Raw genomic sequence first — 23,202 nt, 5'->3', positions numbered from 1 at the left:
CTTCTGCTTAAAGTGATTTTTTTACAAGAACTATATGATATTACAGAAGTCTTGGCCGGCGATTGGATCAATCATTTCTATTTGATTGAACTGATTTTTTTCAGTTTAGATCGTTCGTTGCTCTACTTCATAGTTTGGTTGATGTGTCGATTTCTTTATTTAAGGTTCCATCAAGATCGTTGGCCAGTTAAAAAAATGCGCCGAGAAGTGATATTAAATGTCTTTGTCTTTTATATTCTCTTATTGATCCATTTAACTGTTTTCCGTGGGGAAACGACCTTATCGTCTGTGTCGATTCATTTGCAGCCTTTGAGCGTGATCAATTGGGTTCCTTTTGTAGAGACGATCAAGTTAACCAATGGTCTGTCAATGTTTTCTTATTATTATAATCTCTATGGAAATATTCTCTGGTTTGTGCCCATGGGATTTGGAGCAGCTTATCTATTAAGTAAAAAGCATTCTTTTTTTCGAACGCTCTCTATTGGATTTTTAGTCTCACTATCTATTGAAGTACTGCAGTTTTTCTTTGATACAGGTATTCCGGATATCGATGATTTGATTTTTAATACTGTTGGAACGCTTATTGGAATTGGTTTATTTCATGCTATCCAGTGGATACGAAAGAAAAGAAAATATGAAAAAAAGAATCGAGTTTAAAAAAGTAACTTGAGGTTTAAATAAGTACTTTAAGTTATACTTTGCATAAGAGAAGAAGTATATTAACTGGAATGAGGTTTATGAGTGAAAACATTACAATTAAAACAAAAAGCTGTTCAACGAGTATTGAAAGGCAACCCATTATTGATCAATGAAGACTTTGTAGAGCCATTGAATGAAAAAGAGGGCACACTTGTCAAGTTAAGCGATCAAAATAATCGCTTTGTGGCAACGGCTTATCTGGCAACACAAAATAAAGGAAATGGCTGGGTGTTAACATTGAATCCTAATGAAGTCATTACTGAAAATTTTTACGCGCGCTTATTTTTACAAGCTGCTGAGGTGAGAGAAGCACTAAAAGCGGATGATACAACGACAGCTTATCGTTTCTTTAATGGAGAAGGGGATGGCTTAGGCGGATTGACCATTGATGTATATGAAGAATACTACGTCTTTTCTTGGTACAGCGAAGGTATCTTTGAACACCAACAAGCAATTTATCGAGCTTTCCAACAAGCAGTTCCTGAAGCAAAAGGGATCTATCAAAAATTCCGTTACAAGCGTCCAGACGGTCTATTATCAGAATTTGTTTCCGGTCAAGAAGCTCCAGAACCATTGATCATTCAAGAAAACGGAATCCATTATGCGACTTATTTAGATGATGGACTGATGACAGGGATTTTTCTTGATCAGCGTCATGTCCGCAACAGTCTGATGGAAAAATATTCTGTTGGCAGAAGGGTGTTAAATACTTTTAGCTACACTGGTGCTTTTTCAGTTGCAGCAGCTCTTGGAGGAGCTGTTGAGACCGTTAGTGTGGATTTAGCGAAGCGCAGTTTACCTAAAACGGAAGAACAGTTTACTGTAAACGAGTTAAGCTTGGAAAACCATAAAATTCGTGTGATGGATGTATTTGATTATTTCAAATATGCTGTCCGTAAAAAACTGGTCTTCGATACTATAGTGGTCGATCCACCCAGCTTTGCCCGTTCGAAAAAAAGAACGTTCAGTGTAGCGAAAAATTATACAGCGTTGTTAGAAGATATCATTGATATTACGAGTGACGGCGGTACAATCATTGCATCTACAAACTCTGCTGCAGTATCTACCAAACGTTTTGAGTCCTTTATCAATGAAGCCTTTAAGAATAAAGAATCACGGTATAGAATTCTGGAAAAGCATACTCTTCCAGAAGATTTTAAAGTCAATCCACATTTTAAAGAAGGCAATTACTTGAAAGTGTACATTATCCAAAAAGGTTGATTCTTTTATAGAAAGAAGTTTTTAGGATGGGAAAGAAAGCAAAAATTCAAAAAACAAATGCAATTCGACTACTTGAAAAGAATGCTGTTTCTTTTCAAGTGCATACTTTTCCGTGGAGTGAAGATCACTTAAGCGCGAAAGATGCGATGGAAAAATTATCAGTCCCTAAAGAACAACTTTTTAAAACACTGGTCACGGTAGGAGATAAGACAGGAGTAGTGATAGCTGTCATTCCAGGAACTAGTGAACTTGATTTAAAAGCGTTGGCTAAAGCAAGCGGGAATAAAAAAATCGTCATGCTTCATATGAATGATTTGCTGGCTACCACGGGCTATATACGAGGCGGTTGTTCGCCAATAGGCATGAAAAAGGATTTTCCTACTTATTTATCTATTCTAGCTGAAGATATGGAGAGCATCATTGTTTCAGCAGGGAAAAGAGGTATGCAAGTAGAATTAACGCCAAGTGATTTAAAGTCTATTACAAATGGAGTGTTTGCTGAAATTGAAGCAGTAAATCCATAAAGAGAACACGCAAAAAAGAACTCTAAAGGAGCGATTGTCCAGCAATCGCTCCTTTAGAGTTCTTTTTAATAATGACTTACATAACGCTTCTTTTTATTCATTTGAACACAGTTGTAAACAAAGGTTGCTGTATGAAGAAAGAAGATAATGGTTGAATACCCTATCAGTAAAAGTATAAAATTATCAGTTGGAATATTTAGTTCGTCATAGAGTATACCTGAAAAGAAGGACACAAAAATCACTGTTACAAAAGTTGTCAGAGAAGGCAGCCATAATAATACACTATTTTTTATGGCAGATTTCCTCTCTTTTCCGACAAAAAAAGAGCCGGCAAATAGCAAAGTTAATGTAAGACTTAGAAAGATAAAAACCGCTTGAAAAGAAGACCAATAAAGACTGTAGATAGGGTGCATCGTCATTATCCTTTCCGAATAGAAGTATTTTATATGTAAATCTTAATGTAAGCGTACACTACGAAAAGCAATAAAGAAATAGCCAAGAGAGAATGTTAAACAAACCTTTAGATTTGGAGGGAAATATGAAACAAATCTAAAGGTTGCTGGACTATTCGTTTGTAAGAGTGACAATAATGAAATGGGGTTTATTATTGATGCGTAAGGGGAAGAGACTATTCCCAATTCCACGGCTGACAACTAATTTTTGGTCAGGATTTTGAGAAGCAGGGTAAATCCCTGATGTGTATGTGGGAAAGAAACCTTGTCCTGGAGCAAATAAGGGACCTATGATCGGCAAACGAATTTGCCCTCCGTGAGCATGACCGCTAAAAATAATATCCGGTTGTATAGCTGGATTATCGGTTAGATAGGATTCAAAATATTCTGGATGGTGTGCCAATACTAAAGTGGGTAATCTGGTAGTGTCGTGCGTCATTGGTAGCTCTGACATCATTTCTCCATCTTTCAAACCAACGATGGCTAAAGATTCTTCGTGAACAGTAACTACGTTTGTTTCATTTTCCAGCAGAACGACGCCATTTTGGACCATAACCTCATTCCATTCTTCCAATTGGCCGCTTGAAGTTTCGTGGTTTCCAGACACCGAGTAAGTAGGGGCTATTTGAGACAACTCAGCTACTAATTCGGCTAACGGAGTAGTGGCTATATCTGCCGATCGATCCATCAAATCACCCGTTAAGAAAATCAAATCAGGCTCAGCTTTTTTCGTTTCTGCAATCAACACAGCAGGATCGATCCGACTTCTCGGAAAATGGATATCTGATAGGTGAACGATCTTTAACTGATCGAGTTCTTTCGGAAGTTCAGGTAATTCAATGAAGAGCTGTTCAACTTCTAGAGTACGATTCTCACGATAACCATGAAGCATTACCAGCAAAAACAGAAAGAAGAAACAAAGTAAACCAATGAGTAGTTTTTTCAAGAAGACACCTCCGTTGGACGAAATGTAAAAAAAGACGGGAAAAATCTCCCGTCCGATTCAGATATTATTGCTGTGATGAGCTAGGTAAAGAAGCGATTTTTTGATCGTCCATAAAATAATCCCTGATATCCATCCAGTTGTATACTCGTTCATAGGAGCAAGGGTCTTGATTGAGAGAGTTGGTGTACAACAGCCCAGTACCAGAAAAACGATCCAATTGACGAATAGAATCGTCAATCAGGTAATCAGCATGGATAATGCTTTTTTCTCCACAAAAAACAAAGTGTTGGGGATTTAGAAAATCAAAGTGTTCTAATAACCATTCATATTTTGCTTTGAATGTATTAGGAACATCCATAGCAGCTGTTGCGATGTATAGGTCGTAATGTTCATTCAACTCGCGTAAAACTTTTTGAGCATCTTTCATTACAGGAATTTTTCTGAAAAAATCATACGTATTGATGAGAGGATAAAGTTCTTTAATGACATTTACAATATCAAAATCAGGGTGCTGAGCAATGTAATCTTCTGTAGACTCAAACGTGACTTGATATTCTTTCTTGTACAATTCTATAAAACTCACTTCCATGTCAGCCAATACTTGGTCCATGTCGATCGCAATACGTTTTTTCATAGTGACAAAATCCTTTCAAATGAAGAGTTATTTTCAGATAGTGTTTTAAAGTTGTATATCGGAGCTAAACCAGGCACTACGTACCCTGTTCTAGTAGAGCTACGGTCGGTAGACACTCGAGAAAAAGATAAAATCAATTGAGGAAAAAAAGCGTCCTTATTTGATTTTCCTATTTTCTTGTCGTGTCTCCCAAGCGACCTACGCATCCTGTAGTTGAGCTTCGGTCGCTTGACTTTCGGGAAAAATCATTCTCTTTTTTGAGGATAAAAAGCATCCTCTAAAAAGAGAATAGATTTTCCCTTCAAGCCAAACCAGCGACTTACGCATCCTGATAGTAGAGCTGCGAGGCCTAGCAATTTTGCAAAAAAGATAAATTATGATTGGGACTGAGAAACGCCCCAATCATAATTTCCTATTTTTGCGTCATTGCTCCCGAGGCCTCTCCGCATCCTGTGCGGCGTGCTTTCCGGCTATTCTTCCGGTTATAAATGCACCTGTGATGTTGTACCCTCCAGTGTATCCGTTGTAATCTAGAAATTCGCCGCTGAAATAAAGTCCTTGGGTTAATTTGCTCTCCATGGTTTTAGGGTTCACTTCTTTTGTATTCACGCCTCCGCCTGTAACAAAAGCTTTTTCAATGGGCAGCGAACCATTGACTTGGAAACGAAAATCTTTTAAAAATTCCACAAAAAGGTCCAGCTGTTGAACCGTTAGTTGTTTTAAAGGTGTATTTTCTTCAACATTCAGTCGTCCTAATCCAAATAACAAGAAACGTTCAGGAACAAAGCCTTTTAAGGCATTTTTAACTGCTTTGTCTCCGTCAGTTTTAATCAATTTTTGCAAGTGTTGTTTTAATTCATGAGCGGTAGTTTGCGGCACTGAATCGATCGTCATTGTCACCGATTCTGTTTTGTCTCGTTTCAATGTTTGGTGAATAAACATTGAGCAGCGCAATACAGCTGGACCAGAAACACCAAAGTGGGTAAAAATCATATCCATTTGATGTGAGACAACGTTTTTCCCTTTTTTATTGAGAACACTTAAATTTATGTCTCGTAAAGAAAGACCTTGTAAAGTGCGGTCTTGGATAAACGGTTCAGCAGAAGTCACGGGTGACTCTGTCGGATACAATTCTTTTATCGTATGCCCAGCTTTTTTAGCCCATTTGTAACCATCTCCGGTTGAACCTGTTCGAGGCATCGCTTTTCCACCGACTGATAAAACGACTGATGAGGCCGTTAACGTCCGTCCATCTTTCAACAAGACACCTTTTACTTTATTGTCTTCATATAAGACTGTTTCCACAGGAGCATCGGTATACACTTGGATATTTAAGCGATCCATGATTTTAATCAATGTCTCTAAAATCGTTCTAGCTTTATCCGTAGTTGGAAACATACGGCCATGATCTTCTTCTTTTAAGGCTACACCGTTAGAGCGGAAAAAATCCATAATGTCATAATTATCGTATTGTGCAAATGCACTATACAAGAAACGTCCGTTACCAGGAATGTGTGCGATAATTTCTTCTTTATCGCGGTTATTGGTAACATTGCAACGTCCATTTCCAGTTACTAACAGTTTTCTTCCTAATGTTTTGTTTTTTTCGACCAATATGACTTTAGCGCCATTTTCAGCAGCAGAGATAGCAGCCATCATACCGCTTGTTCCTCCACCGACTACAATTACAGTTGCATCCATTTGTTTAACTCCTTAATTACTAGTTGCTAGTCTTTTTTAGTAGTTTTATTTTAGCACATTTAAGCCCTGTTCACCTAAATTAGTCCATAATCCGCTTTTATCTGTGAAAATAGATGAAATTCCCTAAAGAAAGTATGAGAAAACAGGAGGAAAGATTTTATTTAAGCTCACTTATTGTTAATATGTAGTGTAATGATTTAATCAAGAATTTAATAGAGAGTGGACGGATGAAGATGAGCTATTTTAGAAAGCTCCCTGTAACAATAGGGAAAGAAAGGCAATCAGGATTGCCTAAAGAATTAAAAACGATGGATCTGATTTTATTAGGTTTAGGAGCCATTGTTGGGACGGGGATTTTTGTCATCACCGGAACAGCTAGTGCGGTAACTGCAGGACCGGCTTTAATTATTTCGTTCATTATTGCAGCTTTTTCTTGTGCACTAAGCGCATTGTGTTTTGCTGAATTTGCTTCAAGAATGCCGGTATCTGGAGGAGCCTATTCTTATGGGTACGCTATTTTTGGTGAAATTGTCGGCTGGCTTGTCGGTTGGTTGATGCTGTGTCAATATTTATTGGCGTGTGCTTCTGTAGCTTCAGGGTGGTCCGGGTATTTGAATGGATTTTTAACAGGTCTAGGTATTGGGCTGCCTTCTGCTTTGCGAGCTTCTTACAATGCAGCAAAGGGTACTTATATTGATTTGATCGCTGTTTTAGTAACGCTTATCGTCAGCTATTTAGTTATGCAAGGAGCTAAAAAAGCTCTTCGTTTGAACAGTATGATGGTGTATGTGAAATTTGGATTGATTGCATTATTTTTAGTGGTTGGTGTGTTTTATGTTAAACCGGAAAATTGGACACCGTTTGCACCTTTTGGTTTAGATGGTATTATTGAAGGAGCAGCCATTGTATTTTTTGCTTTTCTGGGATTTGATGCTGTCAGTACGGCTGCAGAAGAAACAAAAGATCCACAAAAAAGTATGCCTCGAGGAATTATTGGTTCTTTAGGAATTGCAACAGTTTTATATATTTTAGTAACCTTGGTATTGACGGGTGTCGTGCCATTTGCGAATCTGGATGTTCGTGATCCTGTATCATTTGCCATGCGTTTTATCGGACAGGATTTTGTGGCTGGAATGATTTCTGTGGGAGCCATCTTAACGCTACTGACGGTTCTTATTTCTATGATGTATGGACTAGGCAGATTGATATTCGCGATTAGCAGAGATGGATTGCTGCCTGAATTTTTAAGTGAAATAGACGAGAAAAACCATACGCCTAAAAAAGCGACCATGGTTGCTGGTGTCATTACAGCTGTTTTATCGGGAGTTGTTCCTCTAGGGAAATTGGCTGAATTGACAAATATTGTAACGTTGATGGTATTTGTGATCATGGCTGCGGGAATCATCAAATTAAGAAAAGAACATGGACAACCTGAAAAAGGGGAGTTTCGAGTCCCACTAGTTCCGGCATTGCCAATACTGTCTATTCTGGTTTGTATTTATTTAATGGTACAGTTGTCGTGGACCGTTTGGGTGTCTTTCCTAGTTTGGTTGATAATTGGGATCGTTATTTACATGGTGTATGGTTATAAACATAGTAAAATGAATACAAAAAAATAATGCTTCTATCAAACAAAGAGAATAGTTAAGCCTTTATAAATATGAAGGTCTAACTATTCTTTAAATGCTTTTTTTTGTTAAACTGTACGGGTATCTATATTAAATAGTAAAAACTGAAAAAACAAATTAGTTAGAAAGTGTGGAGAAAATGGCTTTTGTTAAAATAAAAGATGAGTACAAACGCTATAAAATGGGAGAAACGATTGTTGCTGCGAATGATGGAGTTACCTTTGAGATTGAAGAAGGTGAGTTCGCAGTCATCGTAGGACCAAGTGGTGCTGGAAAAACAACGGTATTGAATATTTTAGGTGGAATGGATACGGCTGATGAAGGTTTGGTTGAAATTGATGGAATAGACATTTCCGATTTTAACGACAAACAGTTGATTCGCTATCGCCGTGAATCAATAGGTTTTGTCTTCCAATCCTATAACTTAGTGCCTAATTTAACGGCAAAAGAAAACGTGGAATTGGCTTCTGAAATTTCTGTCGATGCATTGGATCCTGAAAAAGTACTTCAAGAAGTGGGATTGGGTCATCGAATGAACAATTTCCCAGCACAATTATCTGGTGGAGAACAACAACGTGTAGCGATCGCAAGAGCTCTGGCTAAACAGCCGAAGTTATTGCTTTGTGATGAACCTACTGGTGCTTTAGATTATGAAACAGGGAAACAAGTATTGAAGTTGTTGAAAGACACTTGTGAAAACTATGGTACGACCGTTATTGTGATTACTCATAATCAAGCGATCACACCGATTGCAGATCGTACCATCGAAATCAATAATGCCAAAGTACGCAAAGTTACACTGAATCCTAATCCTAAATCTGTAGCAGAGATAGAATGGTAGAGGTGAGACTTTGAAGAAAAAAACATTATGGAAAGATATTTTTCGTGAAATAGCGAAATCAAAAATGCGATTTTTATCGATTTTTTTGATTATTTTGCTTGGCGTGGCTTTTTACTCAGGAATTAAGGCTACCAGCCCCGATATGATAGACACCGCTGATACTTATTATAAAGAAAATAATTTAATGGATGTAAAAGTCCTTTCAACGTACGGACTGACAGAAGACGATATTGAGTTATTGAAAGATATCGAAGGGGCTTCTGTTGAAGCTGTTTATACGCAAGACGTGATACTGGAAGGGACAGATTTGGTCACAAAAATTGTGAGTACTTCGAATGCTGACCAACCAGATATCAATCAGCCTGTCTTAGTTGATGGCAGACTTCCTGAAAATTCAGGTGAAATAGTTCTGGATGCGAAAAGCGCGTATACAGAAGAGTATTCGATTGGTGATACGATAACGTTTAAAACAGATGATGATTCAATCAACTTAGAAGATTCTTTTACTGGTGTAACGTATGAAGTTGTTGGATTTGCCCATTCCCCTCAATTTATTGAAAATAACGCTAGAGGGAACACTTCTATTGGATCAGGGACTCTTGATGGGTTTGCTTTTATTCCTCAAGATGATTTCAATCTGGAGGTTTACACAGAAGCTTATTTAACTTTTTCAAGTGCTGAAGCTCTTCAATCTTATTCCGATAATTATGAGACGGAAGTTGAAAAAAAACAATCCGCTATTGAAGCTGCATTAAGCAATCGTCCTGAAGAGCGAAGAAAAGAGATTCAAAAACGCATTCAAGACGAGATAGATAAAGGACAAGCTGAAATCGATGATGGACGTACTGAAATTGAAGAAGGTCAGCAAGCTTTAGCAGATGCCGAAACCCAGCTGGCTAATGCCCGTGCTGAACTAGATCAAGGATGGCAAGAATACAATGACGGTGTAGCGACATTTGAAACCGAAATTGCCAATGGTCAAGCAACGATCGATCAAAAGACTCAAGAATTAGAAAATTCACGTATCGAAATTGTGAATGGAAAAGCAGAATTGGAGGCAGCGCAAGAAGAACTAGACAATTCAAAAGCTGCTCTGGAACAAGAAAGAGCATCTGGCGAAACACAGATAGCGAATGGTACGGCAGTTCTTCAAAATGCTCGTGAAACAGTTACAGTTACGATTCCTAGTGAAACGATTCCCTCTGATGATCAGAATACCTTGGTAAGTGGGGCTCAAGCCATTAGTCCAGAGATAAGCGGATTAGTGAGTGGTTATTTGGCAGGTACAGTTCCTGCTCAAACAGTTCTTTCAACTATTGAAGAAGTAGAAGCTGGTTTGCCAACGGATGAAGCTGATGAGAACGCTGCTGGTATTCAAGCGTGGATCGAAACGGCTCGCACCGTGATTCAGATACCAGGTATGAATGTGCCTTTAGATCGACAAGTACAAGTAACGGAACAACTGAATGCTATGGAAGTAGAGTTGGGAGAAATGATGACCAATTACTACGATGGTGTGGTTCCGCCTGTAAATGCACTTGAAGCATTGAATACGACAGAATCCAGACTACTTTTAATTCGTGAGCAGTTAGACAATTATCAAGCCGAGTTAACTGCAGGACAGCAACAGATTGATCAACAACGAGCGCAACTTGAGGCAGCAGAAAGTCAAATCGCTGAAGGCAGAGCTGCTTTGGAAGAAGCTCAAAATGAATTGGATCAACAAAAAGAAAACGGCGAAATGGAATTGCAAGAAGCTCAAGCCGAGCTAGAACAAGGCGAAGCTGAATACGAAGATGCAGTTGCAGAATTTCAAACAGAAAAAAGAGATGCTGAAGCTGAAATCGAAGATGCTGAGGCTGAACTAGCTAAAGGGCAAAGAGAACTAGATAAAGCCAAAACAGAATTGGAAGATGTTACGCTGCCTGAATATTATGTGTTGGATCGGAATACAAATCCAGGATATGCAGAGTTTAATGATAATGCAGAACGGATCGCTTCCATTGCACAAATATTCCCAGTATTTTTCTTCCTTATCGCAGCGCTTGTTTCATTGACTACGATGACTAGAATGGTAGATGAACAACGCACACAAATTGGAACGTTAAAAGCTTTAGGGTATACCAACTGGGATATCTCAAAGAAATTCCTCGTTTACGCCTCACTAGCTAGTTTGACAGGTGCGGTGATTGGTTTACTTGTTGGCTTCCATTTGTTCCCGACGGTGATTATCAATGCGTACGGATCTTTGTACAATTTGACGTCTGTTCAAATCGGCTATTACTGGGAAGACGTTATCGTTTCCTTGATCATCGCTTTCCTATGTACCGGCTTAACAGCTTTAATAGCCGTTCGTGTTTCTCTAAAAAGTAATGCCGCCAATTTGATGCGTCCTAAAGCGCCAAAAGTTGGAAAAAGAATCTTGTTAGAACGCATTCCATTTATTTGGAATAGATTTACTTTTACACAAAAAATTACCGCTCGGAATATTTTCCGCTACAAGCGCAGAATGTTGATGACAGTTGCTGGTATTTCTGGATGTACAGCCTTGTTGTTAACTGGATTTGGATTATCGGATTCGATTTCAGATGTTGGTACTCTACAATATGGAAAAATCAACCAATACGATTCGATTGTGGCCTTGAATACGGATGCAACGGACTTTGAAAAAGAAGAATACGCCCAATTGATTGAAAATACTTCTGAATTAGAATCAGGATTGAAAGTGTATCAAGAAATTTACACTGCCGCAGAAGAAGGCGTCAATCCTCAAGATGTGACGATTTTTGTCCCAGAAACAACGGAGAACTTAGATGCATTTGTTACACTGACAAATCGTACTTCAGATGAACATTACGTTTTGTCAGATGATGGAGCTGTTGTCAGTGAAAAGCTTGCTGAGTTGTTTGACTTGCAAATAGGAGACACGTTGACATTGGAAGATGCAGACAATCAGGAAATCAGTGTCACAGTCGAACAGATTACTGAAAATTACTTGCAGCATTTTGTTTATCTTTCACCAGCTTACTATGAGTCAGCGGTAGGAGAAATTCCTGAAGCCAACACTCATTTATTGAGTTTTGATGAGTCGCAAAATTGGGAAGATGAATTTGGCCAACAACTGACACAATTAGATGCGGTCGTTGGGGTAACCTTTACCAGTTTTATTAGCGAAGCTTTCAAAGATACCTTGGAAAGCTTAGTTATTGTAACGATTGTTTTAGTTGTCTCGGCTGCTTTACTGGCATTTGTCGTATTGTATAATTTGACGAATATCAATGTATCTGAACGCATTCGTGAATTGTCCACGATCAAAGTCCTTGGTTTTTATGATAAAGAAGTGACCATGTATGTGTACCGTGAAAACTTCCTCTTAACGTTGATGGGAACAGCAGTCGGATTATTGTTGGGATTGTTATTGCATGGGTTTGTATTGAATACAGCTGAATTAGATATTATGATGTTCAGTCCGGTCATTGCGGTATCCAGTTATATTTATTCCGCGTTATTAACGATTTTATTTTCTACCATCGTTATGCTCTTCATGCATGTCAAATTAAAAAATGTAGATATGCTGGAAGCTTTAAAAACAGTAGAATAGAAGATGATTACAAAAGAGGCAGTTGCTTGATCCATAAGCGGCTGCCTTTTTTGTGGTTTGCCAACTTTTTGAAATTGACAAATAAAAATTAACCGTCTTTTAATTTTGAACCTTGTAGAAATTTATTTAGGAATATGGAGGATTACTTGCATCATCAAAGAGCTATGCTGGATGATGAAATGATGAAGTAACGGAGTCTTAACATCATTGAGCACCGCTGAGTGATGATGAACATTTTTTTGCAAACAGTGAGAAAGGGTACTAATAAGGTGCTCAACTACCATACTGTGCTTTTAAACAGTGAGATAGGGTACTAATAAGGTGCTCAACTACCATACTGTGCTTTTAAACGGTGAGATATGGTACTAATAAAGTGCTCAACTACCATACTGTGTTTGCATACTGCTCATTAAATGAATCATCTGGTATAATGAAAATGAACTTATAGACAACGATATTTTCTCAAGTTAGTTATCTTTACCCTGTAGAAAAGGAAGTGACTGCAGTGTCCCTTTGTTTACGTACATTAAAAATAGCTCTTTCAACCGTAGTCGCAATTTTTATAGCCGATTTTCTTCAATTGGATTCTAGTATATCTGCTGGAATTATTGCCATATTAAGTGTGCTGGACACACGGAAAACTTCATTTGAAATTGCTGTTCAAAGAGTCATATCCACTCTGTTAGCCTTAGGAATAGCTACAGTGCTCTTCCAATTATTTGGTTTTTCAACGCTGGTTTTTGGATTGTATTTGCTTCTTTACGTCCCCAGCGCTTACAAATTAAACGTCCAATCTGGGATTGCTCCTTGTTCAGTATTGGTTACTCATTTATTGATTGCTGAAAGCACGTCGTCAGGTTTATTACTAAATGAATTACTATTGATGTTGATCGGTGCTGGAATGGCCTTATTGGTCAATTTATACATGCCTTCTAAAGCAGATAAAATCACTGATATTCGAAATAAAGTAGAAGAACAAATGCAAAAGATCTTATATCAAATTGATGGCTGTTTACAAAACGGAATCCAAACAGATATTTCAGATACTGAATTGAGAACATTGGATCAATTATTGGAAGAAGGGATCCTATTAGCTCACAATGAAGCAGATAATCGCTTCATCAATCAATCGTATTACAGTATCCGCTATTTTGAGATACGCAAAACACAAGCTAGGATATTAGAACAGATGCAGCACAATTTGAAACAAATCTCTATTCCTCTGCTGCAAAGTAAAATACTGGCTGGAATGTATTATTTAACGGCTGAAACATTGCATGAGTACAATCCTGGAATCAACCTATTGGAAGAGATCGATGAGCTGACACGTTACTTTAGAGAAAGTGATTTGCCGCAAACGAGAGAAGAATTTGAAAAAAGAGCGATATTATTTCAATTACTCAATGATTTTGAACGATTCCTTCTAATCAAGAAAGACTTTTTCGACGAATACCGCAATGAATTATTTACTCAAAACAGTAGTCTTTAGGTGCTGTGCGTATACAGTTCAAGTATAATATTATGTAAGAAGAGGAGTACAAAAAGGAGGAGTTTTTATGGAACGATTCCAAAAAATCCGTATGACATTTCTAGTAGCAGCAGTATTAGGCGTAACAGCTTGTGGGAGTCAATCAGGAGACCCAGAGGAGTCGAGTACTAACGAAAGCTCACAAAGTTCTTCTTCCGAAGCGGAAGAAAGCAGTGTATCTGAATCCAGCACACAGGAGCCAACAGAATCTATTTATACGACAAAAGACTTTTTTCCAAATACCGATAATCTTCATTATGAATACACAGGTGAAGGAATTGAGTATGCGGGTTTTTCTGAATCTACTGTTTACTCGACTGAAAACCGAAAACAATTTTCTCGCAATAATGGAGGAACTGAAGTTGCGGAGGTAATTGCTTTACAAGAGGATCAACTTGTTGTTCTTTATCATAAAGGAGAAGTTTATTATCGCGAAAATGCATTGGAAAAATCCAATGAGCCTATCGAAATACTGTTGCAAAGTCCATTTCAAGTAGGAGCCAGCTGGGAAATACCAGATGGACGCACTAAAACAATCACTGGACTTGAAGTACCTGTGACTACAGAGCTGGCTGAATATGAAACGTTGGAAGTGACGACTGAATGGGATAATGAATCAGCTGTAGTCGTGGACTATTATGCACCTGAAATTGGCTTAGTAAAAAGTGTCTTTACAGATGATGAAGGAAATGAAGTCATTACTGAAATTCAATCCATTACGGAAACTCCTTTTGAACAAACAATTCGCTTTTATTACCCTAACTTTGAATCAGAGCAAGTCGAATACGTCAATAAAACTGTTCAAATGAATACCAATGATAGTACGAAAGATGCAATAGAATCTGCTTACAAAGAAATTCCAGAAGGGTTAACACCTGTGTTATCTGAAAATGTTGACATCAATACACTATATTTGAACGATGATGGCAGAGTTTATGTAGATTTTTCACAAGAATTGATGGATGAAATGAATGCTGGGTCTTTAGTCGAACAGTTAATTGTAGAAAGTTTAGTAAATACCATTGGAAATTATTACGACGTAACGGAAGTGTATCTGACAGTAGCCGGAAAGCCGTATCAAACAGGACATATCGAGCAACAAGAAGGAGACTTTTTCCAAGTCGATGTAGAAGGGATACCAGAATTTCAATTAACGGAATAACGTCTAAATAATCATGAAAACAGTTGAACAGCTGCTCACCATAGTTCCCCTATCGTAAAAACTGTTCAATCAGAACACAAACTTCCAAAAACAATGAATCACTTATCGAGTGAATGAAAATTACTTTGCCAATAGGAATGATCCTCATTCTGATATTTCACAATTGATCCCTGCCATAGACCATAATTAAATCTGAAAGCGGTTGACCCAGAAAATGGTGTCAGCTGCTTTTTGAATATCCTAAATAATCAACAGACCAGACGAATTGAATAGTAAATATTTTCCGTTACAGTGCTGGAATTTCTCCAAAAAAGTTAGTAAAGCGCATTCTTTTGTGTAGCTGGAAAATATCTTTCGTTATCCTAAAAAAACTATTGATTAAATATTCTGAATATTCTATACTAAGGAGCATCAACAGTTTTCTTATTTGATTTTAATGTTTCTAATAAATTCTGAATAGATTGAAAACTAGTAGAAATACGGATAAAACGGGGGAGTTTCATAAATGAAAAAGAAATTATTGTTAGGACTTGCAGCTTTGTCTGTATTTGCAACAGCTTGTGGTGCTGGGGGCAGCACTGCGGATGGGGATACCATTAAATTAGGAGCAATGTTTGAAAAAACAGGTCCAGTTTCTGCTTATGGTTCAGCGGAATCGAACGGTGTAAAGTTAGCTGTTAAAGAAATCAATGAAGCTGGCGGTGTTTTAGGCAAACAACTTGAAATAGTTGAATACGATACTAAATCAGATAATACGGAAGCAACCAGTATTGCAACAAGACTGGCTACAGAAGATGGAGTAGTAGCTATTGTAGGACCGGCTACATCAGGAGCCGTTCAAGCAGCCACTCAACCTATCACCAGAGCTGAGGTCCCATTAATTACACCTTCGGGAACAGCGGATAACTTGACGGTGACAGAATCAGGAGATGTGCAGCCTTTTGTTTTCCGTACGTCTTTCCAAGACTCATTCCAAGGTGTGGCATTAGCCAACTTTGCAACAGAACAATTGCAATCCAAGAAAGCAGTGATCATTGGAGATAGTTCAAGTGATTATGCAGTAGGTTTGACGAATGCTTTTAAGGATACCTATAAAGGCGATATCGTTGCTGAAGAATACTTTACACAAGATGATACAGATTTTAGTGCGATCTTAACGAAAATCCAAAATCAAGATTTTGATGTCATCTATTTGCCAGCCTATTATGAACAAGCTGGGCTGATCTTGAAACAAGCTCGCGAAATGGGTATCGAACAACCTATTCTGGGTGGAGACGGCTTCAGCAACCAAGCTTTACTGGACTTGGCTGGCATAGAAAACGTGACAGATGTTTACTATTCAGCTCATTTCTCATTAGAAAATGAAGATGAACAAGTGCAAACTTTCATTGACAACTATACAGCCGAATACGATACGGCTCCAGACGCTTTCTCTGCTTTAGCCTATGATGCGGTATACCTAGTAGCTCAAGCACTAGAAGATGGTGGGGAAGCTACTCCAGAAGCTGTGACTGCTGCATTAGAAAGTATCGCTGATTTTGACGGAGTCACTGGAACCTTCTCAATAGATGAAAACCATAACCCTGTCAAATCAACTCTGATTATTGAAGTGCAACAAGGAAAAGAAGCAAGTACTGAAGAAATCCAACCATAAAAATAGGACATGTGAAAGGTGCGAAGCCACATACAAGCTTTGCACTTTTCCTTTTTTATCACCAAAACTATAGATTTAAAGAGAGGTGCCGAATGGATACATTTATTCAACAAATGATAAATGGCTTATCACTGGGAAGCATTTATGCGTTGATTGCGTTAGGTTACACGATGGTTTATGGAATTATTAAATTGATTAATTTTGCTCACGGCGATATATACATGGTAGGAGCGTTTGTTGGCTACACGATGATCAATTCATTTGGGATGGGATTTTTCCCAGCTCTTGTAACGGCGATGGCGTTAAGTGCGTTGTTAGGAGTATTGATTGAACGAATCGCCTATAAACCGCTTCGGAACGCTACCCGAATAGCAGTGCTGATCACAGCTATCGGAGTTTCTTATTTATTGCAAAATGGGATGCTGTATTTTTATGGTGCAGAAGTTCGAGCCTTTCCTCAAGTACTTGACAATACATTGTACAGCTTTGGAGGAATTCAGGTCAGTCAGATCCAATTGATGATTTTTGGAACGACGTTTATTTTGATGATTTTATTGCAGTTTATCGTTCAAAAAACAAAAATGGGAAAAGCGATGCGAGCAGTAAGTACAGATGCTTCAGCCGCTCAATTAATGGGAATCAATGTAGACAATACGATTTCATTTACCTTTTTCCTTGGCTCATCTTTAGCAGGAGCGGCAGGAGTGTTGGTTGGTTTGTACTACAATACTATTGATCCCATGATGGGTGTAGCTCCTGGTTTGAAAGCTTTCGTAGCAGCTGTTCTTGGAGGAATTGGAATTATCCCGGGAGCGATGATCGGCGGATTGACTATCGGAATCATTGAAACCATGGTCAGTGCATATGGGAATTCAATGATCCGAGATGCAGTGGTCTATGGAATTTTGATTCTGATTTTGATTATACGTCCTTCAGGTATCTTAGGGAAACATGTTAAAGAGAAAGTGTAGGTGGCAAAAATGAAATTAGTGAATAAAACAAATATCGGTTGGCTGATTTTAGCTGTTGCTGCCTTTTTGCTGCTGCAATTAGCTGTTTCAACTGGAATCATCAGTGCTTACTATGAAATTACGTTGGTCACTATTTTGATCAATGTGATATTAGCCGTTGGATTAAACTTGATCATCGGTTTTTCAGGACAGTTCTCGTTAGGTCATGCCGGGTTTATGGCGATTGGAGCCTACACTGCTGGAATCATCTCTAAATATTTCCCTCATTATGGAGGATTATTTCTAGGTATTATAGCAGGGATCATATTAACCAGTGTGGTTGCTTTGATCGTTGGGATTCCAACATTGCGATTAAAAGGAGATTATTTAGCGATTGCTACCTTGGGAGTAGCTGAAATCATTCGGATTGCGATCGTAAACATGCAAGGGATCACAAATGGGGCGGCTGGATTAAGTGGGATACCTTATTTAGCTAAATGGCCTTTGATATATGTATTTGCCGTATTAACGATTTTGATTGTTGTCAATTATACGCGAAGCAGTCCTGGACGAGCTACGATCTCGATTCGTGAAGATGAGATTGCTGCTGAATCGATGGGGATCAACACAACAAAATACAAGACGATCGCTTTTGTTTTAGGAGCTGCAACTGCTGCTATCGGTGGAGCATTACATGCATCTTATTTCAGTGTTATCCGACCGGGAGATTTTACATTCAATAAATCCATTGATATTTTAATCATTGTGGTTTTTGGCGGTATTGGAAGTGTGACTGGATCAGTTATTGCAGCAATTATTCTAGGTATTTTAAATGTATTTTTACAACCATTCGGTTCACTGCGTATGATTATCTACGCACTAGCTTTGATCATTATCATGATTTTCAAACCCTCTGGATTACTAGGAAATCAAGAATTTACAGTATCAGGAATACTCCGCCTCTTTGGCCGTAAATCCACTACACAAGAGGAGGGCAAATAATGAGTTTATTAGAAGTGAAAAAATTAACCAAAAATTTTGGCGGGCTTTCTGCCGTATCGAATGTCAATTTGGAACTGAACAGCAATGAATTAGTTGGCTTGATCGGTCCTAATGGCGCTGGGAAAACGACCCTTTTTAATTTGTTAACGGGTGTTTATGAGCCTTCAGAGGGGACGATCGATATTGAAACAGATGGTCAAAAGAAATCCGTCATTGGGAAAAAAACGTTTACCATCACAGATATGGGTTTTGGAAGAACTTTCCAAAACATTCGCCTGTTTAAAGATTTAACGGTACTGGATAATGTATTGATCGCGATGCACTCAAAAAGTAAAGTGGGAACGATAAAAAGTATATTGCGTTTCCCAAGCTATTATGCTTCAGAAAAAAAGATGAAACAAGAAGCGATTGAATTGTTAAAAATCTTTAGTTTGGAAAATAAAGTAACTGAATTCGCTAAAAACCTGCCTTATGGGGAACAAAGAAGGCTGGAAATTGTGCGAGCACTGGCTACCCGACCTAAAGTATTGTTTTTAGACGAACCGGCTGCAGGGATGAATCCTCAAGAAACGGCAGATCTTACAGCTTTGATTCGTCAGATTCAAAAAGATTTCGAGATTACAATTTTACTGATTGAACACGATATGTCTTTGGTCATGAATGTTTGCGAACGTATTTATGTATTGGAATACGGTCGTATGATTGCCCATGGGACACCGGAAGAGATCAAAGCAAATGACCAAGTGATTAAAGCTTATTTAGGTGGTGAGTAAATGCTGGAAGTAAAAGATTTAACAGTCCATTATGGAGTTATCGAAGCTATTCGAAATGTAACGTTTAGTGTGAATGAAGGCGAGATCGTATCTTTGATTGGGGCAAACGGGGCAGGGAAATCAACGATTCTAAAAGCTATTTCTGGATTGCACCAACCTAGTCATGGAGAAATTCTCTACGAAGGAACAGCTATTACGAAAGAAACACCTAAAAAAATCGTAGAAAAAGGCATCTCTCAAGTACCAGAGGGGCGACACATTTTTAGCGGGATGACCGTTATGGAAAATTTGGAAATGGGAGCTTTTCTCAGAAAAGATAGAGCAGAAGTACAAAATGATTTAGACAATGTCTTCAGTCGTTTCCCTATATTGAAAGAACGGATGAAGCAAGATGCAGCTACTTTGTCTGGAGGAGAACAACAAATGGTGGCAATGGGACGAGCTTTAATGAGCCGACCAAGGTTATTGCTCCTAGATGAACCTTCTATGGGATTGGCACCCATATTGATCAAAGAAATTTTTCATATCATTGAAGAGATCAACCAAACGGGTACGACTGTACTCTTGATCGAACAAAATGCTAAAATGGCTTTAAAGATAGCAAATAGAGGTTACGTATTAGAGACCGGCAATGTGGTTCAAACAGGGACAGGAAAAGAATTGCTAGAAAGTGATGTTATTCAAAAAGCTTACTTGGGAGGTTAAAAGATGTTAGTGAAAGATTACATGACAACCGAAGTTATTACTGCTGCAGAAGATACTAAAGTATTAGAAGCGTTGGATTTAATGAAGGAGAATGATTTTCACCGGTTGCCGATCGTCAAAAATGGCCGTATGATAGGATTGATCACTGAAGAGATCATTAGTGATAATTCCCCCTCAACAGCCACTTCTTTAAGTATCCATGAGTTGAATTACCTACTGACGAAAACGACTGTTGGAGATATCATGTGCAGTAAAGTACCGACTATTGGTCCAGAAGATTTACTGGAAGAAGCTGCCAGCAGAATGAGGGATTTAAAAGTCGGCGTATTGCCGGTAGTCCAAAATGAAAATCAACTTGTTGGAATCATCACAGACAAAGATATTTTTAGAGCATTTATTGATCTTTTAGGATACAACAATAAAGGCAGTCGTGTAGTGATCGATATACCAGAGGACCATCCCGGTATCTTAGAAGACATCACGAATATTTTAGCGGAAGCTAATGTAAGCATCAATCAAATTGCAGTATATCGAAAAGATTCATTCACTCAAGTCGTTATCCAAATGGATAGCGAGAACACGAATGACATCCAAGAAATACTAACGACTAGTGGATATACAGTCAGTTCAGCTGTCTACAAAGAAGGCAATTGAGCCGCAACGAAAAAGACTTTCCTTATGACTCACTAAGAGTCGAATAAGGAAAGTCTTTTTCGCTGTAAAGAGTTTTTTCTATTCAAAGTCGTATGTTAAGCCCCATTGTTCACGTAAATTATCCATAATTTCCATTACACCATGCGTCAGGGGCATATTTACATTAGGCGTTTTATGCAAAACATTTTGAGTCATTAAGTCTATCTCATAATTTAGGGCTTCAGCTGAATCCCCAGCATCGATTTCTTCTGAAGTACCATCCGGATAAGTGATTGTAGCTTTACTTGCCCGAGGGTAGTCTTGAACCGTGATATAGCCGTTTTCAAAAGCGACTATACCTACTTTAGGCATCTTAGCACGAAAAGTTAAACTCACAACGGCGATTTCATTGTCTTTATTCTTTAAGATGATCGCAGATTGTTCATCTACACCTGTTTCATATGGATTCATGGTAGTCAGAACTTCTGTTGGTTGACTGGATAAAAAGAAACGAGTGAACGCTAAAGCATAAACGCCAATATCCAGTAAAGCACCACCGGCAATATCTTTGTTGAAGAAACGATTTGTTGGATCAGCTTCTTTTAAACTCCCGAAAGAGGCTTGAATCATTTTTAATTTGCCCAGTTTTCCAGTAGCGATGATGTCTTTTAATTTGTGGAAAAGAGGCATGTGGTAGATGGTCATGGCTTCAGTTAAAACCAACTCTTTTTCTTTTGCTAAAGCAAGTGCCTCGTCTAATTCTTTATTGCTCATGGTGATAGCTTTTTCGCACAAGACATGTTTTCCGGCTTTTAGACTTTTTAAAATATACTGAGCGTGGTGGCTGTGCGGCGTAGCGATATAAATTACATCAATATCTGGATCAAACAGCATCTCCTCGTAATTGCCGTAAGCTTTTGGAATAGAATGTTTTTCAGCAAACGCATTAGCTTTATCTAAATTTCGAGAAGCAGCAGCTAATAATGTTGCATTTTCTACATTAAAAGCAGCAGCAAAACTGGATGCTATATCTCCTAATCCGATGATTCCCCAATTAATTGTTGTCATATTTTTTAGAAACTCCCTTCAATGATAAAATCGTTCCGCTTCCATTATTGCTTATTCGACAAAAGAAGTACAGTCTAAATATGCTGCGAAAAAATCCTTTAGGGCGTCGCACGTCTATCTTGAAACTGTTTAGTGAAAAATAAAGCTAGAATCAAGATGAGTTCAAATGCGTTAGTCAAAGCCGCACTGGGTACTGAAAGAGGAAAGGCATTCCCAAGGAACATGATTCCTATTCCTATGAAGAACCATATCCATCCTTGTTTACGCCAGACAAAGATAGAAGAGATAATCAAAACAATAGAAACAATCAGCACCATTACTGGAACGCCGCTTGCAGCCTCAGCATTACTGTAACTTAAACCACCGTATTGCCAATTAGATATGAGCGCTAGTCCTCGCACTTCAACTATTAATTCGTACAGCATCAAACACAATGTAATCAAATAAAACGCCATGCCAATGGATTTTTTAAACGCCCACTGTACGCCGGACCTTTTTAATGTACTCAAAGAAAAGAGGACAAGCAGTGGCGTGAAAAAGGCGTGCATGTAGAATCGAGGGTAACTTAGATTCTCCAGTAAGTTTCCTTCACCAATAAAACTTCCCAAAGCCAGTATCAAATTGTCATAGACTAACCCTACGATAACCAGAATCAGTAAATTTGATAAGCTTTTCCATCCGTATTGGACCGCTAATTTGATTGTCCAAATCAGCAGTACCGAATAAGCAGCAAAGTAACCAAAAAATAAAATAGTATCGATCATAGACATCATTCCCCTTTTTGAATTGTCTTACTAATTTAACCATATAGAGTTGCCGTTTTCAGGTCAACTAGTTGACTTATCAGTAAGTAAAACTTTAGAAAGTAACGTAATAGGTGTATTATGTAAATATAAATGAAACAGCAAACATTATTCATCAGGAGGAATGATTTTTATGCATGAAGCACTAGTAGAAATCGTTTTAGGAGCAGTGAAAGAACAATATGTAACTGAAAAAGCTTTTTATTCTTCTCAATTAGGAATCTCTCCTCAAAGTTGGGATCGCTGGAAAAAAGGGAACCAAGGATTAAAAGCAGAAAATATGAGTAAAATCGCTCAATTATTTACAGATTATGAATGGATGCTGGTCCAAAAAGTTTGTCGCAATGCCATCCTTATTTCTGAAGTAGCTGAAAGCCCTGTCGCTGAATACATGACTATGAAATATCATGTGGCAAAAAAGTGGATAAAAAGCGGGTTAGCAACAATTGAAATCCGTGACAATCAAGGTGAGACAAAAGAACCTGTCCATCGCAAAATAAATCAGACGATCGTTCAAATTGAAATCGGTTACGATTTCTGGAGTTACAAAGATCGTATTGAACTGCATTTGCCTGGAATCGTTCAACAGCAAATAAAGACAGAAAAACAAGATCTTTTGGAGTGGTTTAATCAAAATGTCGCTCCTCCAGTTATCAATCAAACAGAGTAATGGATGG

Annotated in this window: 20 protein-coding genes; 15 read left to right on the top strand and 5 right to left on the bottom strand. The window is 38.2% G+C overall.

From position 1 onward, the window contains the following. The first annotated feature begins 12 nt into the window (after positions 1-12). From ACEN36_RS06015 to ybaK, 3 genes are all read left to right on the top strand, one after another. A complete protein-coding gene (locus tag ACEN36_RS06015; protein ID WP_407096504.1) occupies positions 13-657 on the top strand; it encodes a VanZ family protein in 645 nt (214 codons plus the stop codon). A gap of 84 nt (positions 658-741) precedes the next feature. Further along, entirely contained in the window at positions 742-1,920 is a 1,179-nt protein-coding gene (locus tag ACEN36_RS06010) for a class I SAM-dependent rRNA methyltransferase (RefSeq protein ID WP_407096502.1), read from the top strand. Positions 1,921-1,946: 26 nt separating this feature from the next. Next, the gene (ybaK, locus tag ACEN36_RS06005; protein ID WP_407096501.1) at positions 1,947-2,444 is read left to right on the top strand and encodes a Cys-tRNA(Pro) deacylase; all 498 of its coding nucleotides are present in this window, start codon (positions 1,947-1,949) and stop codon (positions 2,442-2,444) included. Between the two features lie 564 nt (positions 2,445-3,008). Here ybaK and ACEN36_RS06000 read toward each other — a convergent pair. The 3 genes from ACEN36_RS06000 to ACEN36_RS05990 all read right to left on the bottom strand — a co-directional run bounded on the left by ACEN36_RS06000 (position 3,009) and on the right by ACEN36_RS05990 (position 6,177). Continuing rightward, positions 3,009-3,842 (bottom strand): metallophosphoesterase, encoded by an 834-nt coding sequence (locus ACEN36_RS06000; RefSeq protein WP_407096500.1) that lies wholly within the window; start codon positions 3,840-3,842, stop codon positions 3,009-3,011. Between the two features lie 64 nt (positions 3,843-3,906). Further along, positions 3,907-4,476 (bottom strand): 5' nucleotidase, NT5C type, encoded by a 570-nt coding sequence (locus tag ACEN36_RS05995; RefSeq protein ID WP_407096499.1) that lies wholly within the window; start codon positions 4,474-4,476, stop codon positions 3,907-3,909. A 423-nt stretch (positions 4,477-4,899) separates the two neighbouring features. Then, positions 4,900-6,177 (bottom strand): NAD(P)/FAD-dependent oxidoreductase, encoded by a 1,278-nt coding sequence (locus ACEN36_RS05990; protein WP_407096498.1) that lies wholly within the window; start codon positions 6,175-6,177, stop codon positions 4,900-4,902. A gap of 233 nt (positions 6,178-6,410) precedes the next feature. On the opposite strand from ACEN36_RS05990, the gene ACEN36_RS05985 reads away from it, so the two are divergent. The 11 genes from ACEN36_RS05985 to ACEN36_RS05935 all read left to right on the top strand — a co-directional run bounded on the left by ACEN36_RS05985 (position 6,411) and on the right by ACEN36_RS05935 (position 20,675). After that, positions 6,411-7,796: an APC family permease gene (locus ACEN36_RS05985; RefSeq protein WP_407126172.1), complete on the top strand. Its 1,386-nt coding sequence runs from the start codon at positions 6,411-6,413 to the stop codon at positions 7,794-7,796. A gap of 148 nt (positions 7,797-7,944) precedes the next feature. Beyond that, positions 7,945-8,646, top strand: a complete 702-nt coding sequence (locus ACEN36_RS05980) for an ABC transporter ATP-binding protein (RefSeq protein ID WP_407096496.1) — start codon at positions 7,945-7,947, stop codon at positions 8,644-8,646. Between the two features lie 10 nt (positions 8,647-8,656). Further along, a complete protein-coding gene (locus ACEN36_RS05975) occupies positions 8,657-12,247 on the top strand; it encodes an FtsX-like permease family protein (protein WP_407126169.1) in 3,591 nt (1,196 codons plus the stop codon). Positions 12,248-12,752: 505 nt separating this feature from the next. Continuing rightward, the gene (locus tag ACEN36_RS05970; RefSeq protein ID WP_407126168.1) at positions 12,753-13,736 is read left to right on the top strand and encodes an aromatic acid exporter family protein; all 984 of its coding nucleotides are present in this window, start codon (positions 12,753-12,755) and stop codon (positions 13,734-13,736) included. A gap of 67 nt (positions 13,737-13,803) precedes the next feature. After that, entirely contained in the window at positions 13,804-14,937 is a 1,134-nt protein-coding gene (locus ACEN36_RS05965; RefSeq protein ID WP_407096493.1) for a GerMN domain-containing protein, read from the top strand. A 505-nt stretch (positions 14,938-15,442) separates the two neighbouring features. Beyond that, the gene (locus tag ACEN36_RS05960) at positions 15,443-16,591 is read left to right on the top strand and encodes an ABC transporter substrate-binding protein (RefSeq protein ID WP_407096491.1); all 1,149 of its coding nucleotides are present in this window, start codon (positions 15,443-15,445) and stop codon (positions 16,589-16,591) included. Between the two features lie 92 nt (positions 16,592-16,683). Next, positions 16,684-17,562, top strand: a complete 879-nt coding sequence (locus tag ACEN36_RS05955) for a branched-chain amino acid ABC transporter permease (protein WP_407096490.1) — start codon at positions 16,684-16,686, stop codon at positions 17,560-17,562. Between the two features lie 9 nt (positions 17,563-17,571). Continuing rightward, the gene (locus ACEN36_RS05950) at positions 17,572-18,543 is read left to right on the top strand and encodes a branched-chain amino acid ABC transporter permease (RefSeq protein ID WP_407096489.1); all 972 of its coding nucleotides are present in this window, start codon (positions 17,572-17,574) and stop codon (positions 18,541-18,543) included. Beyond that, the gene (locus tag ACEN36_RS05945) at positions 18,543-19,316 is read left to right on the top strand and encodes an ABC transporter ATP-binding protein (protein WP_407102695.1); all 774 of its coding nucleotides are present in this window, start codon (positions 18,543-18,545) and stop codon (positions 19,314-19,316) included. The genes ACEN36_RS05950 and ACEN36_RS05945 overlap by 1 nt, the downstream gene beginning before the upstream one ends. After that, positions 19,317-20,021: an ABC transporter ATP-binding protein gene (locus ACEN36_RS05940; RefSeq protein WP_407096487.1), complete on the top strand. Its 705-nt coding sequence runs from the start codon at positions 19,317-19,319 to the stop codon at positions 20,019-20,021. Between the two features lie 3 nt (positions 20,022-20,024). Further along, positions 20,025-20,675, top strand: a complete 651-nt coding sequence (locus ACEN36_RS05935; protein WP_407096486.1) for a CBS domain-containing protein — start codon at positions 20,025-20,027, stop codon at positions 20,673-20,675. 78 nt (positions 20,676-20,753) lie between these two features. Here the strand turns inward: ACEN36_RS05935 and ACEN36_RS05930 are convergent, their stop codons facing one another. Continuing rightward, the gene (locus ACEN36_RS05930) at positions 20,754-21,722 is read right to left on the bottom strand and encodes a Gfo/Idh/MocA family protein (RefSeq protein WP_407126167.1); all 969 of its coding nucleotides are present in this window, start codon (positions 21,720-21,722) and stop codon (positions 20,754-20,756) included. Between the two features lie 98 nt (positions 21,723-21,820). Continuing rightward, positions 21,821-22,486, bottom strand: coding sequence for a hypothetical protein (locus tag ACEN36_RS05925; protein WP_407096484.1), 666 nt, complete (start codon positions 22,484-22,486; stop codon positions 21,821-21,823). A 172-nt stretch (positions 22,487-22,658) separates the two neighbouring features. Here ACEN36_RS05925 and ACEN36_RS05920 point away from each other — a divergent pair, with 172 nt between their 5' ends. Then, complete coding sequence (locus tag ACEN36_RS05920) at positions 22,659-23,195, top strand: hypothetical protein (protein ID WP_407126166.1); 537 nt, start codon at positions 22,659-22,661, stop codon at positions 23,193-23,195. Positions 23,196-23,202 lie beyond the last annotated feature (7 nt).

The organism is Desemzia sp. FAM 23989, from assembly GCF_045528345.1.
Taxonomy (GTDB): domain Bacteria; phylum Bacillota; class Bacilli; order Lactobacillales; family Carnobacteriaceae; genus Desemzia.
The sequence above is the reverse complement of the archived record's forward strand: the minus strand, read 5'-3'. Positions and strand labels throughout refer to the sequence as shown.

Coding starts and splice junctions, on each gene's coding strand:
- ACEN36_RS05920 (WP_407126166.1), top strand. CDS start 22,659: ATGCATGAAGCACTAGTAGAAATCGTTTTAGGAGCAGTGAAAGAACAA.
- ACEN36_RS05955 (WP_407096490.1), top strand. CDS start 16,684: ATGGATACATTTATTCAACAAATGATAAATGGCTTATCACTGGGAAGC.
- ACEN36_RS05945 (WP_407102695.1), top strand. CDS start 18,543: ATGAGTTTATTAGAAGTGAAAAAATTAACCAAAAATTTTGGCGGGCTT.
- ACEN36_RS05965 (WP_407096493.1), top strand. CDS start 13,804: ATGGAACGATTCCAAAAAATCCGTATGACATTTCTAGTAGCAGCAGTA.
- ACEN36_RS05995 (WP_407096499.1), bottom strand. CDS start 4,476: ATGAAAAAACGTATTGCGATCGACATGGACCAAGTATTGGCTGACATG.
- ACEN36_RS05935 (WP_407096486.1), top strand. CDS start 20,025: ATGTTAGTGAAAGATTACATGACAACCGAAGTTATTACTGCTGCAGAA.
- ACEN36_RS05990 (WP_407096498.1), bottom strand. CDS start 6,177: ATGGATGCAACTGTAATTGTAGTCGGTGGAGGAACAAGCGGTATGATG.
- ACEN36_RS05940 (WP_407096487.1), top strand. CDS start 19,317: ATGCTGGAAGTAAAAGATTTAACAGTCCATTATGGAGTTATCGAAGCT.
- ACEN36_RS05960 (WP_407096491.1), top strand. CDS start 15,443: ATGAAAAAGAAATTATTGTTAGGACTTGCAGCTTTGTCTGTATTTGCA.
- ACEN36_RS05980 (WP_407096496.1), top strand. CDS start 7,945: ATGGCTTTTGTTAAAATAAAAGATGAGTACAAACGCTATAAAATGGGA.
- ACEN36_RS05925 (WP_407096484.1), bottom strand. CDS start 22,486: ATGATCGATACTATTTTATTTTTTGGTTACTTTGCTGCTTATTCGGTA.
- ybaK (WP_407096501.1), top strand. CDS start 1,947: ATGGGAAAGAAAGCAAAAATTCAAAAAACAAATGCAATTCGACTACTT.
- ACEN36_RS05985 (WP_407126172.1), top strand. CDS start 6,411: ATGAGCTATTTTAGAAAGCTCCCTGTAACAATAGGGAAAGAAAGGCAA.
- ACEN36_RS05950 (WP_407096489.1), top strand. CDS start 17,572: ATGAAATTAGTGAATAAAACAAATATCGGTTGGCTGATTTTAGCTGTT.
- ACEN36_RS05930 (WP_407126167.1), bottom strand. CDS start 21,722: ATGACAACAATTAATTGGGGAATCATCGGATTAGGAGATATAGCATCC.